This window comes from Ramlibacter sp. WS9 (assembly GCF_003797765.1).
Taxonomy (GTDB): domain Bacteria; phylum Pseudomonadota; class Gammaproteobacteria; order Burkholderiales; family Burkholderiaceae_C; genus Ramlibacter.
In genome coordinates this window covers 87,250-103,926 of sequence record NZ_RKMB01000006.1, presented here as the reverse complement: position 1 = coordinate 103,926, position 16,677 = coordinate 87,250, and the positions used below count along the sequence as shown (strand labels likewise).

Below are 16,677 nucleotides of genomic sequence, written 5' to 3'. Positions count from 1 at the left end.
GGCGTGGACGACGCCGTCATTTCTTCGACGTGCCCATGCGCCAGTTCGTACGGGTCTGGCTGGCCTGCGCGATCACGCCTTCCAAAGCCTCGGCGTTGCCGGTTTCGATCATCACCTCCATCGCCTGCAGCGTGCGCTGGAAGAACTGGGACTGGGCCAGTAACTCGTGCCGGTTCGCCAGCAGGATGTCGCGCCACATCTTGGGTTCACTGGCGGCGATCCGCGTGAAGTCGCGAAACCCCGGGCCGGCGAGCGAAAGATAGTCCTTGCCGTGATCCTGCGAGGTGATTCCGTTGATGAGGGCAAAAGCGATGAGGTGCGGCAAATGGCTCACCGCGGCGAAGGCGGCGTCGTGCGCGTCCGGCGTCATCTTCAGAACTTTGCAGCCCAGGCCCTCCCAAACCCGCACGGCCTTTTCGGACTGGACGGCATTCGTCTTATCGATGGGCGTGAGGATGATCTGCTTGCCGGTGTAGAGGTCCGGGTCGGCGTGTTCGACGCCCGACACTTCCTTGCCGGTGATCGGGTGGCAAGGCACGAACACTCCGATGTGGTCGCGCAGCACCCGGCGAGCGGCGTCGATCACGTCGCGCTTGGTCGAGCCCACGTCCATGATCAGCATGTCCTTGGTGACCAGGTGCTTGATGGCCTTGAGCGTGGCCTCGGTCGCGGCAACCGGCACGGCCAGCAGCACGATGTCGGCGCCCGAAACGGCAAGCAGCGCGGAGGGCGCTTCGACGTCGATCACGCCCATGGACAGCGCGCGCTGCGTCGTCGAGGGGGACTTGCTGTAGCCCACCACGCGTTTGACCAGCCCCGCCCGCTTGAGTGCGAGCGCGAATGAGCCTCCCATCAGGCCGCATCCGATCAGTCCCAGTTGTTCGAACATGTTGTTGTCTTATTCAGTCCGTGACGGGATAGGTGCCCAGTACCTTGTAGAAGGCGCAGAGCGATTGCAGGTCGGCCAGTGCCGCTGCCACGTGGGGCTGCGAGGGGTGGCCCTGCACGTCGATGTAGAAGAAGTACTCCCACTGGCCGGAGCGGGCAGGGCGCGACTCGAAGCGCGTCATCGATACGCCGTGTTCCTTGAGCGGCACCAGGATATCGTGCACGGCGCCCGGCTTGTTGGCCACCGACACCACCACGCTCACGCAGTCGCGGCCCGAAGCCTGCGGCGCCCCCAGCACTTGCGGCAGACAGACGATGGCGAAGCGGGTACGGTTGAACGCGTCGTCCTGGATGGCGTGCGCCGCCACATGCAGGCCGAACTCGCTGCCCGCGCGCTCGCTGGCGATGCCTGCCCAGGCAGGGTTGGTTGCGGCGAGCCGCGCGCCCTCGGCATTGCTCGACACAGCGCGGCGCTCGGCCTTCGGCATGTGCTTGTTCAGCCAGCCCTGGCATTGGGCCAGCGCCTGGGGATGCGCCAGGACGACCTCGACCCCTTCAAGCGAGTTGGAGAGGCGAAGCAGGTGATGCCGCACAAGCAGGCTGATTTCGCCGACGATGTGCAGTGGCGAGTGCAGGAGCAGGTCGAGCGAGCGTGTGACAACGCCTTCGCTGTTGTTCTCAACCGGCACCACGCCGAAGTCCGCGGTGCCAGCCGTCGCGGCATGGAACACCTCGTCGAAGTTGACGCAGGGGATGTGCTCGATGCTGGAGCCGAAGAACTGCATCGCGGCCTGTTCGCTGAACGTGCCTGTCGGGCCCAGGTAAGCCACGCGCTGCGGCGCCTCCAGCGCGCGGCAGGCCGACATGATCTCGCGCCAGATCGTCGCAACGTTGCCGGCTTTGAGGGGGCCCGGGTTGACGGACTGCAGGCCGTTGATGACCTGCGCCTCCCGCTCGGGGCGGAAGACCGTCGAGCCCTCGGCCCGCTTGATCTCACCGACTTCGTTGGCCAGCGCCGCGCGGCGATTGAGGATCTGCAGCAGTTCGCGATCGACAGCGTCGATCTCGGTGCGGAGCTGGCCCAGGTCGCGTGCCATCAGGCTTCGCCCTCCGGGCCTGCGTTCGTGGCTTCGTCCTCGGTGTCGCCGGCAGCGGCGTCATTCTCGACGATGCGCTGCAGGCCGGAGAGCTTGGAACCTTCGTCCAGGCCGATCAGTGTCACGCCCTGCGTGGCGCGGCCGAGTTCGCGGATCTCGCTGACACGGGTGCGCACCAGCACGCCCTTGTCGGTGATCAGCATGATCTCGTCGTCGGTGTGCACCAGCGTCGCCGCCACGACCTTGCCGTTGCGCTCGCTCTGCTGGATCGCGATCATGCCCTTGGTGCCGCGGCCGTGGCGCGTGTATTCGCCGATGGGGGTGCGCTTGCCGTAGCCGTTCACGGTGGCGGTCAGCACGCTTTGCTGCTCGTCCTCGGCCACCAGCATGGCGATGACCGACTGGCCTTCCGGCAGGTCCATGCCGCGCACCCCGCGCGTGTTGCGGCCCAGCGCACGCACGTCGTTCTCGTCGAAGCGCACTGCCTTGCCGCCATCGGAGAACAGCATCACGTCGTGTTCGCCGTCGGTCAGCGCCGCGCCGATCAGGTAGTCACCCTCGTCGAGGTTGACGGCGATGATGCCGCCCTTGCGTGGATTGTTGAACTCGTCCAGCGCGGTCTTCTTCACCGTGCCCATGGACGTCGCCATGAAGATGTAGTGGTTGGCCGGGAAGCTGCGGTTGTCGCCGGTGAGCGGCAGCACCACGTTGATCTTCTCGCCGTCCTGCAACGGGAACATATTGACGATCGGCCGTCCTCGCGAGCCGCGCGAACCCGCCGGCACTTCCCAGACCTTCAGCCAGTACATCCGGCCGCGGTTGGAGAAGCACAGGATCCAGTCGTGCGTATTGGCGATGAAGAGCTGGTCGACCCAGTCGTCTTCCTTGGTCGCCGTCGCCTGCTTGCCGCGGCCACCGCGTTTTTGCGCGCGGTATTCGGACAGCGGCTGACTCTTGATGTAGCCCGAATGCGAGAGCGTCACGACCATGTCGGTCGGCGTGATCAGGTCTTCGGTAGCCAGGTCTTGCGCGTTGTGCTCGACCACGCTGCGGCGCGCGCCCAGCTTGGTCTGGCCGAACTCCTGCTTCAGCGTCGTCAGCTCTTCGCTGATGATGGTGGAGACGCGCTCCGGCCGGGCCAGGATGTCCAGCAGGTCGTCGATCTCGGCCATCACTTCCTTGTACTCGGCGACGATCTTGTCCTGCTCCAGGCCCGTGAGGCGCTGCAGGCGCATCTGCAGGATTTCTTGCGCCTGCGTATCGGAAAGGCGGTAGAGGCCGTCATTGCCCATGCCGAATTCGCGCTCCAGGCCATCGGGGCGGTAGTCGTCCGCGTTGATGACACCGCCGTCGGCGCGGCTGCGGGTGAGCATCTCGCGCACCAGCTTGCTGTCCCAGGAGCGGCTCATCAGCTCGGACTTGGCGACCGGCGGCGTGGGTGCGTTGCGGATGATGGCGATGAATTCGTCGATGTTGGCCAGCGCGACGGCCAGGCCTTCCAGCACGTGACCGCGCTCGCGGGCCTTGCGCAGGTTGAACACCGTGCGGCGCGTGACCACTTCGCGGCGGTGCTGCAGGAAGACCTTGATCAGGTCCTTCAGGTTGCACAGGCGCGGCTGGCCGTCGATCAGCGCCACCATGTTGATGCCGAAGGTGTCCTGCAGCTGCGTCTGCTTGTAGAGGTTGTTCAGCACGACCTCGGGGACTTCGCCGCGTTTGAGCTCGATGACGAGGCGCATGCCGGACTTGTCGCTCTCGTCCTGGATGTGGCTGATGCCCTCGATCTTCTTTTCGTTGACCAGCTCGGCCATCCGCTCTTGCAGGGTCTTCTTGTTCACCTGGTAGGGCAGCTCGTCGACGATGATCGACTGGCGCTGGCCCTTGTCGATGTCCTCGAAGTGGACCTTGGCCCGCATCACCACCTTGCCGCGGCCGGTGCGATAGCCTTCTTTCACGCCGTTGATGCCGTAGATGATGCCGGCGGTGGGGAAGTCAGGCGCCGGGATGATCTCCATCAGCTCGTCGATGGTCGCTTCCGGGTTGCGCAGCAGGTGCAGGCAGCCATCGACCACCTCGTTCAGGTTGTGCGGCGGAATGTTGGTGGCCATGCCCACGGCGATGCCGCCAGAGCCGTTGACCAGCAGGTTGGGCAGCTTGCTGGGCAGGACCAGTGGCTCTTTCTCGCTGCCGTCGTAGTTGGGGCCGAAGTCGACGGTTTCCTTGTCGATGTCCGCGAGCATCTCGTGGGCGATCTTGGCCAGGCGGATTTCGGTGTACCGCATGGCCGCGGCGTTGTCGCCGTCGACCGAGCCGAAGTTGCCCTGGCCGTCCACCAGCATGTGGCGCATGGAGAAGTCTTGCGCGAGCCGCACGATGGTGTCGTAGACCGACTGGTCGCCGTGGGGGTGGTACTTGCCGATGACGTCGCCGACGATACGGGCGGACTTCTTGTAAGGCCGGTTCCAGTCGTTGTTGAGCTCGTGCATCGCGAAGAGCACACGCCTGTGGACGGGCTTGAGCCCGTCGCGCGCATCGGGCAATGCCCGCCCCACGATCACGCTCATCGCGTAGTCGAGGTAGCTGCGCCTCATTTCCTCTTCAAGACTGATGGGCAGGGTTTCTTTTGCGAATTGGGTCATGAGGAGGGCAAAGAGGCCGGGGCGAAACCTTTGATTTTACGGTCAAGGGGCCTGTCGCGAACCAGCAACAGAAGCCCGGGAATCAGCTTTTGTCCTACGTGGTACGGACGGGTTAGCGATTGCTTGTGTAAGGACGTGTGGCACAATGATTTCACGCTTTTGGTGATGGTCACCTTAAACGTCTCTATTCACGCAGCGCGGCTGCGGCTTTTTCCCCAAGAGGAGAACCATGAAGAAACTGAACAAAGTGGCGCTGATGTTTGCAGTCGCTGCGCTGGCAACGGCCGCCGGGGCGCAAACACGGGTGACCGCTGCCGATGGCGGCAACCGGATCGACAACTGGGTCAATGGATCCGGCGAGATCGTCTGGAAGAACGGCACCAATGAGCTCTGCTGGCGTGATGCCTTCTGGACGCCCGCCACTGCCGCCAAGGGCTGCGACGGCGCCCTGGTCGCAGCCGCTCCGGTCGCACCCCCGGCCGCTGGCGTTACCCCGGCTGCACCGCCCGCCGCCAAGCCGCCGGCACCGCCCGCGCGCCCGGCCCCGCCCGCAGCCACCAAGGTGACCTACGCCGCTGACGCTTTCTTCGACTTCGACAAGGCTGTCCTGAAGCCCGAAGGCAAGGCCAAGCTCGACGATCTGGTCGGCAAGGTCAAGGGCATCAACCTCGAAGTGATCATCGCCGTCGGCCACACCGACTCGGTGGGCTCCGATGCCTACAACCAGAAGCTGTCGGTCCGCCGCGCTGAAGCCGTGAAGGCCTATCTGGTCTCCAAGGGCATCGAAAAGAACCGCGTCTACACCGAAGGCAAGGGCGAGAAGCAACCCGTCGCCGACAACAAGACCGCCGAAGGCCGCGCCAAGAACCGTCGCGTCGAAATCGAAGTAGTCGGTACCCGCGCCAACAAGTAAGCCCACGGCCTTCCGGCCTTGGCATCGAAAAAGCCCCGCCTTGCGGGGCTTTTTTACATGGACGCGCCCTTAGTGGCGCGTTTCTTTTGACAGACAATCGAGCCCCATGACCGAAACCGTCGTCAACGCCGATCCGGCCGAACTGGCCAAGTTCTCCGACCTGGCCCACCGCTGGTGGGACCCTGAAAGCGAGTTCCGGCCGCTGCACCAGATCAACCCTTTGCGGCTCGACTGGATCCAGTCGCACGTGCCCCTTGGCGGAAAGCGCGTTCTGGATGTGGGCTGCGGCGGCGGCATCCTCTCGGATTCGATGGCGCGCAAAGGCGCGCAGGTGCTGGGCGTCGACCTGGCCGCCAAGGCGCTGAAGGTTGCGCAACTCCACGCCCTGGAGGCCGGCACGGCCAACGTGGAGTACCGTGAAGTCAGCGCCGAGGCGCTGGCGGCCGAGCAACCAGGCTCTTTCGACGTCGTCACCTGCATGGAAATGCTGGAACACGTCCCCGACCCTGCCTCCATCGTGCGGGCCTGCAAAGCCTTGGTCAAGCCCGGTGGCTGGGTGTTCTTTTCCACGATCAACCGCAACCCCAAGGCCTTCCTGTTCGCCATCGTCGGCGCGGAGTACGTGCTCAACCTGCTGCCTCGCGGCACGCACGAATTCCTCAAGTTCATCCGCCCCAGCGAACTCGCCGGCCACTGCCGCGCCGCCGGCCTGCACCTGCAGGACACCCGGGGCATGGAATACAACCCGTTGACCCGGCGCTACTGGCTGTCGGGCGACACCAGCGTGAACTACATGCTGGCAACCCAGGCAATCTGATGTTCAACGATGTAGCCGCGGTGCTGTTCGACCTGGACGGCACTTTGATCGACAGCGCGCCCGACCTCGGCGCCGCCGCGGACAAGATGCGGCTGGACCGCGGGTTGCCTTCGCTGCCCTACGAGCTTTATCGCCCGATGGCCGGCGCGGGCGCGCGCGGCATGCTCGGCGTGGCGTTCAGCATCACGCCCGACCACGCGGGCTACCCTGCGCTGCGCGACGAATTCTTCGCCAACTATGAGCACTGCATGACGCAGCGCACCTATGCCTTCAAAGGTATCGCCGAGCTGATCGCCGAATTGCTGGATCGCGGCCTGGCCTGGGGCGTGGTGACGAACAAGTCCATGCGATTCGCGCGGCCGCTGACGCAGGGAATGAGCCTTTTCGCGACGGCAGGCGCCGTCGTCGGCGGCGACACGACGCCGCACGCCAAGCCGCATCCGGCCCCGCTGCTCGAGGCAGCGCGGCTGCTGAGCCTGGAGCCGTGCCGCTGTATCTATGTGGGCGACGACGAGCGCGACGTTGCCGCCGGCAAGGCGGCCGGCATGGGCACCGTCGCTGCCACTTACGGCTACCTCGGCAGCAAGAACGACACCGAGCTGTGGGGCGCCGATGCCCACATCAATGCCCCGCTTGATTTGCTTTCCCTCTTGCAAATCGCGCAGAAGGCCTAAAATACGACTTCCTGGGGCTGCACTGGTTTCGACGTGGGTTCGGACGCGTGGCAGGGCATGTCGAGCTGAATGCGCTCGTAAAACAGATTCAAACAAACTAACTGCAAACGACGAACGTTTCGCACTCGCCGCTTAATTGCCGGTGAGCTTTGCAACAGCAGGCCTATGGGCTGGGCAAGGGTCCCTTCGGGGGTCCAGGCTGCAAAGATAATTTCATAGGCTGGTCTCTCGCCGGGTCACTTGGCGGGGGACGAGAAAATAGGTGACTGGCGTTCTGGATTGCGTGTCGCTGCGCGGTCCAGGAGGCGAGACTTGATCAGACGACTACACATGTAGAACTGTACGAAGAAGGCTTGCGGACGCGGGTTCAATTCCCGCCAGCTCCACCATCAACAACGGTCAACGCCAATCAAAGACAACGTTGGCGTTGATTCCAAAAGATCGACACCCATGGAAAACATTCCGGTCATTTCGAACGTCAATTGGCTCGGCCTTTCGCCGGACGGAAGCGCCGTGGCCTTCGAGGTCCAGGCTGGCGGCACATCCACGAAGCTGGGAATCCGCGTTTCGGACGTCCCCAGGATGATTGCCGGCCTTCTGAAGCTGTCGCAAGAGGCCGCCACTGTCGCGGCGAAGGGTCCGGCAGTGCAGTTACCGCCCGAGGTGAAGGTGACACCCATCCAGGCCAGGTCTGTGCACCGCGGCAACCATCAAGGGCAGGACCTGGTGGTTGTGGACGTCGGTGTGATGCAGCTCGGGTTTCAAGTGTCCGCCGGCAAGGGCGGCACGGTCCAGTAACGCAGGGAACCGGCTGACGCTAACATGGCAGCCACTCATCGAGAGGCTGCCATGCGCATTGCAATCCCCTGCGTCCTTTTGGCCTTGCTCGGCGGCTGCGCCGTCGTCCCTCATTCCGCCTGGACCTTCGACCCCACTCGACCGCAACCCAAGCCGGCCCTTGCCGTCGCTGACGCCGCGGGGCTGACCGACCGCATGGCGCAACTGCAACTGGAGCGCAACGAGATTCGCGCGCGGATCGCGTCCGAGCCCAGCGCCGTGGCGCGCCTACGGCTGTACGAGGATCTGCATGGGGTCGGCATGCAGTTGTCGCCGCTGGAACGCCGGCTGGCTACATTTGCTTCCAGTCGCTAGGCCTTGTCCTACGCGCATGCGCTGTCGTCCTACAGCACATGAAATGAGTGCGTCCTAGATTGCGGAGGCGCCGGCAGCCCCGCCGGCGCTCCCCTCTCATTCTATGACCAGCTCGAGGACCCTTCCCATGCACCGCTCGCCGCAAAAGCAATCCGCAGCCCAACGCGACAGATACGCAGATTTCGACATGGCCGATACGCAGGCCGACCGCAGGGCGCAGCGCGGCAACCAGCCCAAGGCGCACAAATTCCCGCTGCGCGAGGAGGACGCGCGGGAAGCGCGCAGGGACAAGCAGTTCGACAAGGAGTAGGCGCCGCCGGCCCGGCGCCGATCGCTCCGCGGCGCACCGAGCCTCCGGGCTTGAGATACTCGGCGCCATGCAATTGCAGGATCTTCTTTATTCCCAGGGCTTCGGGACGCGCCGCGTCTGCGCGGGCCTGGTCCAGCAGGGACACGTCGAGATCGGCGGCGAGACCGTCACCGACGCCACGGCTGAAGTGCAGGACGAGGGCCTCCGGTTTCGCGTCGACGGCGCGGAATGGCAGTACCACCGGCTCGCCTACGTGATGCTGCACAAGCCCGCCGGGACGGAGTGCTCGCAAAAGCCTTCGACCTATCCCAGTATCTACACCCTGCTGCCCGGGCCGCTGCGCCAGCGGCCGCAAAAAGGCGCGGTACAGGGCGTGCAGGCCGTGGGCCGTTTGGACCAGGACACGACCGGGCTGCTCCTGCTCACGGACGATGGCCAGTTCATCCATCGCATGAATTCGCCGCGCCATCACGTGCCCAAGGTCTACGAGGTGACGGTGAAGCATCCGCTCGACCAGCGCCAGGTCGACCGTTTGCTGGAAGGTGTGGTGCTGGACGACGATCCGAAGCCCGTGCGCGCCGCCGCGTGTGAGATGGTGGGCGAACACCACTTGCGCCTGACACTGACTGAAGGCAAGTACCACCAGGTCAAGCGCATGCTGGCGGCGGTGAGCAATCGCGTCGAGGGCTTGCATCGCTCGCGTATCGGCGGGCTGGCGCTTCCGGCGGATTTGCTGCCGGGCCAATGGCGCTGGCTGACCGCGGAAGACCTGACGGCGCTGCGCGGCTGACGAATCAGGACAGGGCGGCGAGAAACTCGGCTACGAGGCGCCGCGTTTCTTCCGGCCGGTCGCGCTGCGGCGAATGGCCGCACTGCGGCAGCGCGCGCCGCTCGAACGCGCCAAGCGTCGGGGCAATCTCGTCGATCTGGCGCAAGGTGCCGTACGGGTCGTCTTCGCCCTGGATCGCCAGCACCGGCGCCGTGGTGCGATGGCATTGCGGGCGGATGTCGAAACCGCGGAACGCCGGGTCGAGCCAGATGTCGTTCCATTGCCAGAAGGCGCCGTCGACATCCGCGTGATAGCGCGCGAGCCGCTCGCGCAGGCCACCGGCTTCGAATGCGCGGCGTGCTTCCTCGATCGAGCGGATCGACACATCTTCGACGATGACGTGGGGCGCCATCACGACGCATGCCGCGACCGGGAATTGCGCGGCATGCAGCAGCGCGATGCTCCCGCCGTCGGAGTGGCCGAGCAGCACGGGCCGTTCGATATGCAACTGTTCCAACAGCCGCGGCAGCACTTCAACCGCCTCGCGATGCATGTAGTCCGGCCGCAGCCGGCCCTGGCCGCGCACGTCGGGCACCGCATCGGATTCGCCATAACCGCGCCGCGAATAAACGATGCCGCCGCGGCCGGTGGCGGCGCAAACCTGCGCCGGCCAGTCGCGCCACATGGCGACGGAACCCAGGCCTTCATGCAGGAAGACGATGGGGGCTCGCGATTCCCCTGTCGGCGGCGACAGACGCTGCACTTCGAGATGCACCCCGTCGACCTGGATCTTTTCCATTCGGCGATGGTAAGTGAAGGGCCGCCGGGCCGCGCTATCCTTGCGCCCATGAACCCCTTCTTCGATTCGTTCTGGCGCGCCGTGGCCTATTGCCTGCATCCGCGCGTCATCGCGCTGTCGTTCCTGCCGCTCATCATCATGGTGGCGCTCGCCCTGGGTCTCGGCTATTTCTTCTGGGAGCCGGCCATCGATTCGGTTCGCGTCTGGCTCGAGTCGTCACAGCTCATGACGAGCATGTTCAACTGGCTGCAAGGGGCAGGCGCGGGTGGGTTGAAGGCGATGGTCGCGCCGCTGTTGGTGATCTTCGCGTTGACGCCCGTCATCGTGCTGTTTTCATTGCTGCTGGTGGCGACGCTCATGGGGCCCGCGCTGTCGGCGCTGGTGGCGCAAAGGCGCTTCCCCGCGCTCGAGCGCAAGCACGGCGGCTCGCTGCCTCGAAGCATCGCCTGGTCGGTGGGTTCTACCTTGCTCGCCCTGGCGGCGTTGATCGTGTCGCTCCCCTTGTGGCTGGTCCCGCCTCTGATCCTCATCTTGCCGCCGCTGATCTGGGGCTGGCTTACCTACCGGGTGATGGCCTACGACGCGTTGTCGGAGCACGCCAGCCGCGAAGAGCGTCGGGAGATCTTCAGGCGGCACCGCCCCTGGCTGCTGGGCATCGGCGTGCTGGCCGGCTTCCTGGGCGCCGCGCCGAGCATTGTCTGGGCCTCCGGCGCGCTGTTTGCCGCCGTGTTCTTCGTCTTCCTGGTGCCGGTTGCGATCTGGATCTACACGCTGGTGTTCGCGTTCGCCTCCCTCTGGTTTGCGCACTACTGCCTGTCGGCGCTGCAGGCGCTGCGCGCCGAGCCGCTGGTCGAGGCGCCCGGAACGCCCGCACCCACGCCGAGCCCACCGCCGTTAGGATTGCCGGATGACGCGAGCATCACCCCAGTCCCCTGAGCCGCGCGAAATCGGCCTGATCATCGTCGGCGACGAAATCCTTTCCGGCAAGCGCGCCGACAAGCACATGCCCAAAGTGATCGAGCTGCTCGCCGCGCGCGGCCTGCAGCTGGCCTGGGCGGAATATGTGGGTGACTCGCCCGACCGCATCACCGCCACGCTCAAGCGGGCCTTTGCGTCGGGAGACCTCGTGTTCTCTTGCGGAGGCATCGGTGCCACGCCGGACGACCACACACGCCAGTGCGCGGCCCGTGCACTGGGGCTCGAGCTCGAACTGCATCCGCAGGCCGAGGCACTGATCCGAGAGCGCATGCAGGACACCGCGCGCGAGCAGGGCACGGCCTACGAGCCGGACCGCCCCGACAACATCCATCGGCTGAACATGGGAGTCTTTCCGAAAGGCGCGCGCATCATCCCCAACCCGTTCAACAAGATCGCCGGCTTCAGCGTCGCCGACGTGCATTTCGTGCCCGGCTTTCCCGTCATGGCATGGCCGATGATCGAGTGGGTGCTCGACAACCAGTATCAGGCCCTGTTCCGCGAGAAAGCCTATGTGGAGAAATCGGTGATCGTGTTCGGCGCCATGGAGGCCACGCTCACCCCCCTGATGGAAGAGATCGAGCGCGACCATCCGGGCATCAAGGTGTTCAGCCTGCCTAGCGTCGACCATCCGCAATACGGGCGCCACATCGACCTGGGCGTCAAGGGCGATCCGTCGCGGATCGATCCCGCCTACGCGCAGTTGCTCGCCGGGCTGAAGGGGCACGGTGCCAAGTTGGGCCCTGAATTGGTGCGTTAGGTCGATTGCACCAAGACGGTGCTTTGTCGGTCAAGCACCAGATTTGGGCGTTACTCATCCAAAAGGGCAGGGCTTCCGTAGGGAAAACGGTCAAAGATCAGGGACAATCGCCGAGCTTTGCAGCCCGCGCCATGCACCAGCTTTGGCACAGAAACTGCATTCTCACCCCGTCAATTCTTAACAACCAACCATCCACTAGGAGAACCCGATGGCCAAGAGCGTCGCAGACGTGATGAAGATGGTGAAGGAAAACGAAGTCAAGTTCGTCGACTTCCGTTTCACCGACACCCGCGGAAAAGAACAACACGTCACTGTGCCCGTTTCGCACTTCGATGAAGACAAGTTCAGCGCGGGCCACGCGTTCGACGGTTCGTCCATCGCCGGCTGGAAGGGCATCGAAGCCTCCGACATGCTGCTCATGCCGGACGCGAACACGGCCAACATCGACCCGTTCTACGAAGAAACCACGCTGTTCCTGTCGTGCGACGTGCTCGAGCCGGGCGACGGCAAGGCCTATGACCGCGACCCGCGTTCCATCGCCAAGCGCGGCGAGGCGTACCTCAAGGCATCCGGCCTGGGCGACACCGCCTTCTTCGGCCCGGAGCCTGAATTCTTCATCTTCGACGACGTGCGCTGGGGCAACGACATGTCCGGCTCGTTCTTCCACATCGACGAGTACGAAGCGCCGTGGAACACCGGCAAGCAGCTCGAAGGCGGCAACAAGGGCCATCGTCCCACCGTCAAGGGCGGCTACTTCCCCGTGCCCCCGGTCGATAGCACGCAAGACCTGCGCGCCGAGATCTCGCTGATCCTCGAATCCCTGGGCATCCCGGTCGAAGTGTTCCACCATGAAGTGGCGGGCGCCGGCCAGAACGAGATCGGTACCAAGTTCAGCACGCTGGTTCAGCGCGCCGACTGGACGATCCTGCTCAAGTACGTCGTGCACAACGTCGCCAACGCCTACGGCAAGACGGCCACCTTCATGCCCAAGCCCATCGTCGGCGACAACGGCTCCGGCATGCACGTGCACCAGTCGATCTGGAAGGACGGCAAGAACCTGTTCGCCGGTGACGGCTACGCCGGCCTGTCGGACTTCGCGCTGTACTACATCGGCGGCATCATCAAGCACGCCCGCGCGCTGAACGCCATCACGAACCCTGGCACCAACAGCTACAAGCGCCTGGTGCCTGGCTTCGAGGCGCCGGTCAAGCTGGCTTACTCGGCCAAGAACCGCTCGGCTTCCATCCGCATCCCGTACGTGGCCAGCCCGAAGGGCCGCCGCATCGAAGCGCGGTTCCCGGATCCACTGTGCAACCCGTACCTCGGCTTTACGGCCCTGATGATGGCGGGCCTCGACGGCGTCGAGAACAAGATCCACCCGGGCGAAGCCGCCACGAAGGACCTGTACCACCTGCCGCCGGAAGAAGACGCGAAGATCCCGACCGTCTGCCACAGCCTCGACCAGGCGCTGGACTACCTGGACAAGGGCCGCGGCTTCCTGACCAAAGGCGGCGTGTTCACTGACACCATGATCGACGCTTATATCGAGCTGAAGATGCAGGAAGTGACGCGTTTCCGCATGGCGACCCATCCGGTCGAGTACGACATGTACTACAGCCTGTAAAGCCAGCGTGCTGTAGATTTACACAGCCCAGTTGCGTGAAAAGGACCCGAAAGGGTCCTTTTCTTTTTGGAATCAACGGGTTAATTGGCTTTTCTGAAGAGTTGCGCGATACTGGCAGGCCGTCCTATGCATTACGGTGCGGAGGAGCAATCTCCATGAACTTCGCCTTCCTGATCCCCCTGGCCGCTGCGGCAATCGCAACCAGCAGCTTCGCGCAGACCACCATCTACCGTTGCGGTAGCACCTACACCAACAACGCCGCCGAGGCCAAGGCCAAGGGCTGCAAGACCATGGACGGTGGCCACATCACCGTGATCGAGGGAACGCGCCCGAACGGCAGCACTGCGGCACCTGTGCGCGTCGCCACCGCCCCGCAAGCGTCCGGTGGCCAGCGCATCGATGCCGACGGCCAGCGCGCGCGCGATTCCGATGCGCGGGTGATTCTGGAAGCCGAGCTGAAGAAGGCCGAGACGCGCCAAGCCGAGCTGGTCAAGGAATACAACAACGGTGAACCCGAGAAACTCGGCCCCGAACACCGCAATCACCAGAAGTACATCGACCGCGTTGCCGAGCTGAAAGCCAGCATTGCGCGGACCGAAAGCGACATTGCCGGCATCAAGCGCGAGCTCAGCCGGGCAAAATGAGGGCTTGAGCCCTCCACCCGCACCCCCCTCCAGCCGATTCCAGTCGCTCGACCTGCTTGCCACTTTGGTGGCGGTGGTTCGCGGCGACGGCGCCGTGCTGTTCGCCAACTCGGCCCTCGAAGACGCGCTCGGCATTTCGCGCCGAACGATCGAGGGATCGAGCTTGCCCCAATGCTTCACCGAGCCGCACATCCTGCAGAACGCGCTGGAAGGCGCGGGCAGCAACGAGTTCGCGGCCCTGCGCTACGACGCGTGGCTGCTGCGCCAGAGCAATGCCGAACCCTTGCCCGTGCACGTCGTCGTCGCCCAGACCGACAAGGCCGGCGAGATCATCGTGGAGTTGCTGCCGCTGGAAGCGCAGGCCAAGCAGGACCGTGAAGAGCGCCTGCTGGACCAGGCCCAGGCCAACAAGGAACTGATCCGCAACCTCGCGCACGAGATCAAGAATCCACTGGGCGGTATCCGCGGGGCGGCCCAGCTGCTCGAGATGGAGATCGATTCCAAGGAACTCAAGGAGTACACCAAGGTCATCATTCACGAGGCGGACCGGCTGCAGACGCTGGTGGACAGGCTGCTCGCGCCGCACCGCCGGCCGCACGTGGTGGGCGACGTCAACATCCATGAGGTGTGCGAGCGCGTGCGTTCGCTCATATTGGCGGAATTCCCGCGCGGGCTGAAGGTCGTGCGCGAGTACGACATCTCGATCCCCGAGTTCCGAGGTGACCGTGAACAGCTGATTCAAGCCGTGCTGAACATCGCACACAACGCGTGCCAGGCACTCGCGGACCGCATTTCCGTCGGCGATGCGCAGCTGGTTTTTCGCACGCGCGTGAGCCGGCAAGTGACTTTCGGCAAGCAGCGCTATCGACTGGCATTGGAATTGCATGTCATCGACAACGGGCCCGGCGTGCCGGACTCGATCAGGGATCGGATCTTCTTTCCGCTCGTATCGGGAAGAGAAGGCGGTTCCGGCCTGGGGCTGACGCTGGCGCAAACATTTGTCCAGCAGCATCATGGCCTGATCGAGTGCGACAGCGTGCCGGGAAGGACGGACTTCAAGATATTGATTCCGTTGCCATGAAGTAGATAACGCGTTCGACCTGAGGTGACAACAAGACATGAAGCCGATCTGGATAGTTGACGATGACCAATCCATCCGCTTCGTGCTGGAGAAGGCGCTGCTGCGTGAAGACCTTCCCACCCGCAGCTTCACCAATCCGCGAGAGGTGCTGGCCGCGCTGGAGTCGGGAGACGACGAGAACGGCCCGCAGATCCTGGTCAGCGACATCCGCATGCCCGGTGGTTCGGGCCTGGACCTGCTGACGAAGGTCAAAGAAAAGCATCCGGGCCTGCCCGTGATCATCATGACGGCGTTCTCGGACCTGGACAGCGCCGTGTCGGCCTTCCAGGGCGGCGCCTTCGAATACCTGCCCAAGCCCTTCGATCTTCCCAAGGCGATCGAGCTCATTCGCCGCGCCGTCGAAGAAAGCCAGCGCGAGGAAGTGGCCGAAGAGCGCATGACCGCCGCGCCCGAGATGCTGGGCCAGGCCCCTGCGATGCAGGACGTGTTCCGCGCCATCGGCCGGCTGTCGCAAAGCAACGTCACGGTCATGATCACCGGCGAATCGGGCTCGGGCAAAGAGCTGGTGGCGCGCGCGCTGCACAAGCACTCGCCCCGTGCCGGCGGGCCGTTCGTCGCGATCAACACCGCGGCGATCCCGAAGGATCTGCTCGAGTCCGAACTGTTCGGCCATGAGCGCGGCGCCTTCACCGGCGCGCAGACCATGCGCCGCGGCCGCTTCGAGCAGGCCGAGGGCGGCACGCTGTTCCTCGACGAGATCGGGGACATGCCGTTCGACTTGCAGACGCGGCTGTTGCGCGTGCTGTCCGACGGCCACTTCTACCGCGTGGGCGGGCACAACGCCGTCAAGGCCAATGTGCGCGTCATCGCCGCCACCCACCAGGATCTGGAGCAGCGCGTCAAGGAAGGTGTCTTCCGCGAAGACCTGTTTCACCGCCTGAACGTGATCCGCCTGCGGCTGCCGGCACTGCGCGAGCGCCTGGACGATATCCCGATGCTCGCGCGGCATTTCCTGCAGCAAAGCGCCAAGCAACTGGGCGTGGAGCCCAAGCGCATCTCGGATGCGGCGCTGGCTCGGCTGTCGCTGTTCGGCTTCCCGGGCAATGTGCGCCAGTTGGAGAACATCTGCCATTGGCTCACGGTGATGGCGCCGGCACAGCTGATCGAGCCTAAGGACCTGCCGCCGGAGATGGCGCCGTCGGGCTCGGACGCGGGGGTGATCAGGACCGCACCGGTCGAATCGGCGAGGCCTGCAGTGGCCGAGGATGCGACGCCTGGCGTGCCGGCCATGGCACCCGTTGCCGGTGTGGCCGTCGGATCACCCAGCTGGGAAACGGGCTTGGAAGCCGAAGCGCTGGAATTGCTCGCCAGCGGCCGTCATGACGTATGGGATGCGCTGACGAAACGCTTCGAGTCGAAGCTGATCCTCACCGCGCTGGCCAACACCCGCGGCCGCCGCATCGAAGCCGCGCAGAAACTCGGCATCGGGCGGAACACGATCACACGGAAGATTCAGGAACTCGGGTTGGAGTAAC

17 protein-coding genes and 1 other RNA gene are annotated in these 16,677 nt (G+C 64.6%); 14 read left to right on the top strand and 4 right to left on the bottom strand.

Annotation, left to right across the window (positions count from 1 at the left end; genetic code table 11):
• Positions 1-16 precede the first annotated feature (16 nt).
• From EEB15_RS11855 to gyrA, 3 genes are read right to left on the bottom strand one after another with little or no spacing between them, the layout of a single operon-like run.
• Positions 17-889 (bottom strand): prephenate dehydrogenase/arogenate dehydrogenase family protein, encoded by an 873-nt coding sequence (locus EEB15_RS11855; protein ID WP_141510065.1) that lies wholly within the window; start codon positions 887-889, stop codon positions 17-19.
• Between the two features lie 13 nt (positions 890-902).
• Complete coding sequence (gene pheA / locus EEB15_RS11850) at positions 903-1,985, bottom strand: prephenate dehydratase (protein WP_141510064.1); 1,083 nt, start codon at positions 1,983-1,985, stop codon at positions 903-905.
• Entirely contained in the window at positions 1,985-4,624 is a 2,640-nt protein-coding gene (gene gyrA, locus EEB15_RS11845; RefSeq protein ID WP_141510063.1) for a DNA gyrase subunit A, read from the bottom strand. The genes pheA and gyrA overlap by 1 nt, the downstream gene beginning before the upstream one ends.
• Before the next feature lie 229 nt (positions 4,625-4,853).
• Between gyrA and ompA the strand changes: the two genes are divergently transcribed.
• The 8 genes from ompA to EEB15_RS11805 all read left to right on the top strand — a co-directional run bounded on the left by ompA (position 4,854) and on the right by EEB15_RS11805 (position 9,280).
• Positions 4,854-5,537, top strand: a complete 684-nt coding sequence (ompA, locus tag EEB15_RS11840) for an outer membrane protein OmpA (RefSeq protein WP_141510062.1) — start codon at positions 4,854-4,856, stop codon at positions 5,535-5,537.
• 106 nt (positions 5,538-5,643) lie between these two features.
• Complete coding sequence (gene ubiG, locus EEB15_RS11835) at positions 5,644-6,354, top strand: bifunctional 2-polyprenyl-6-hydroxyphenol methylase/3-demethylubiquinol 3-O-methyltransferase UbiG (protein WP_141510061.1); 711 nt, start codon at positions 5,644-5,646, stop codon at positions 6,352-6,354.
• Positions 6,354-7,028, top strand: a complete 675-nt coding sequence (locus tag EEB15_RS11830; RefSeq protein ID WP_141510060.1) for an HAD-IA family hydrolase — start codon at positions 6,354-6,356, stop codon at positions 7,026-7,028. The genes ubiG and EEB15_RS11830 overlap by 1 nt, the downstream gene beginning before the upstream one ends.
• Positions 7,029-7,041: 13 nt before the next feature.
• Positions 7,042-7,417, top strand: a transfer-messenger RNA (tmRNA) gene (gene ssrA, locus EEB15_RS11825).
• A 61-nt stretch (positions 7,418-7,478) separates the two neighbouring features.
• Positions 7,479-7,826, top strand: a complete 348-nt coding sequence (locus EEB15_RS11820; RefSeq protein ID WP_141510059.1) for a hypothetical protein — start codon at positions 7,479-7,481, stop codon at positions 7,824-7,826.
• Between the two features lie 51 nt (positions 7,827-7,877).
• Entirely contained in the window at positions 7,878-8,180 is a 303-nt protein-coding gene (locus tag EEB15_RS11815) for a hypothetical protein (protein ID WP_141510058.1), read from the top strand.
• 127 nt (positions 8,181-8,307) lie between these two features.
• Positions 8,308-8,490 carry a hypothetical protein gene (locus EEB15_RS11810; RefSeq protein WP_141510057.1) on the top strand — a complete coding sequence of 61 codons (183 nt, stop codon included), beginning with the start codon at positions 8,308-8,310 and terminating at the stop codon, positions 8,488-8,490.
• A gap of 67 nt (positions 8,491-8,557) precedes the next feature.
• The gene (locus tag EEB15_RS11805) at positions 8,558-9,280 is read left to right on the top strand and encodes a pseudouridine synthase (protein ID WP_141510056.1); all 723 of its coding nucleotides are present in this window, start codon (positions 8,558-8,560) and stop codon (positions 9,278-9,280) included.
• Between the two features lie 4 nt (positions 9,281-9,284).
• Here the strand turns inward: EEB15_RS11805 and EEB15_RS11800 are convergent, their stop codons facing one another.
• Positions 9,285-10,058, bottom strand: a complete 774-nt coding sequence (locus tag EEB15_RS11800; RefSeq protein WP_141510055.1) for an alpha/beta fold hydrolase — start codon at positions 10,056-10,058, stop codon at positions 9,285-9,287.
• Positions 10,059-10,106: 48 nt separating this feature from the next.
• On the opposite strand from EEB15_RS11800, the gene EEB15_RS11795 reads away from it, so the two are divergent.
• From EEB15_RS11795 to ntrC, 6 genes are all read left to right on the top strand, one after another.
• A complete protein-coding gene (locus tag EEB15_RS11795; protein WP_199236514.1) occupies positions 10,107-10,994 on the top strand; it encodes an EI24 domain-containing protein in 888 nt (295 codons plus the stop codon).
• Positions 10,966-11,793: a molybdopterin-binding protein gene (locus EEB15_RS11790; RefSeq protein ID WP_141510054.1), complete on the top strand. Its 828-nt coding sequence runs from the start codon at positions 10,966-10,968 to the stop codon at positions 11,791-11,793. The genes EEB15_RS11795 and EEB15_RS11790 overlap by 29 nt, the downstream gene beginning before the upstream one ends.
• Before the next feature lie 208 nt (positions 11,794-12,001).
• Positions 12,002-13,417, top strand: coding sequence for a type I glutamate--ammonia ligase (glnA, locus tag EEB15_RS11785; RefSeq protein ID WP_141510053.1), 1,416 nt, complete (start codon positions 12,002-12,004; stop codon positions 13,415-13,417).
• Between the two features lie 155 nt (positions 13,418-13,572).
• Positions 13,573-14,061, top strand: a complete 489-nt coding sequence (locus EEB15_RS11780) for a hypothetical protein (protein ID WP_141510052.1) — start codon at positions 13,573-13,575, stop codon at positions 14,059-14,061.
• Positions 14,062-14,065: 4 nt separating this feature from the next.
• Positions 14,066-15,142: a nitrogen regulation protein NR(II) gene (gene glnL / locus EEB15_RS11775; protein ID WP_141510051.1), complete on the top strand. Its 1,077-nt coding sequence runs from the start codon at positions 14,066-14,068 to the stop codon at positions 15,140-15,142.
• 37 nt (positions 15,143-15,179) lie between these two features.
• A complete protein-coding gene (gene ntrC / locus EEB15_RS11770; protein ID WP_141510050.1) occupies positions 15,180-16,676 on the top strand; it encodes a nitrogen regulation protein NR(I) in 1,497 nt (498 codons plus the stop codon).
• The last annotated feature ends 1 nt before the right edge of the window (position 16,677 follow it).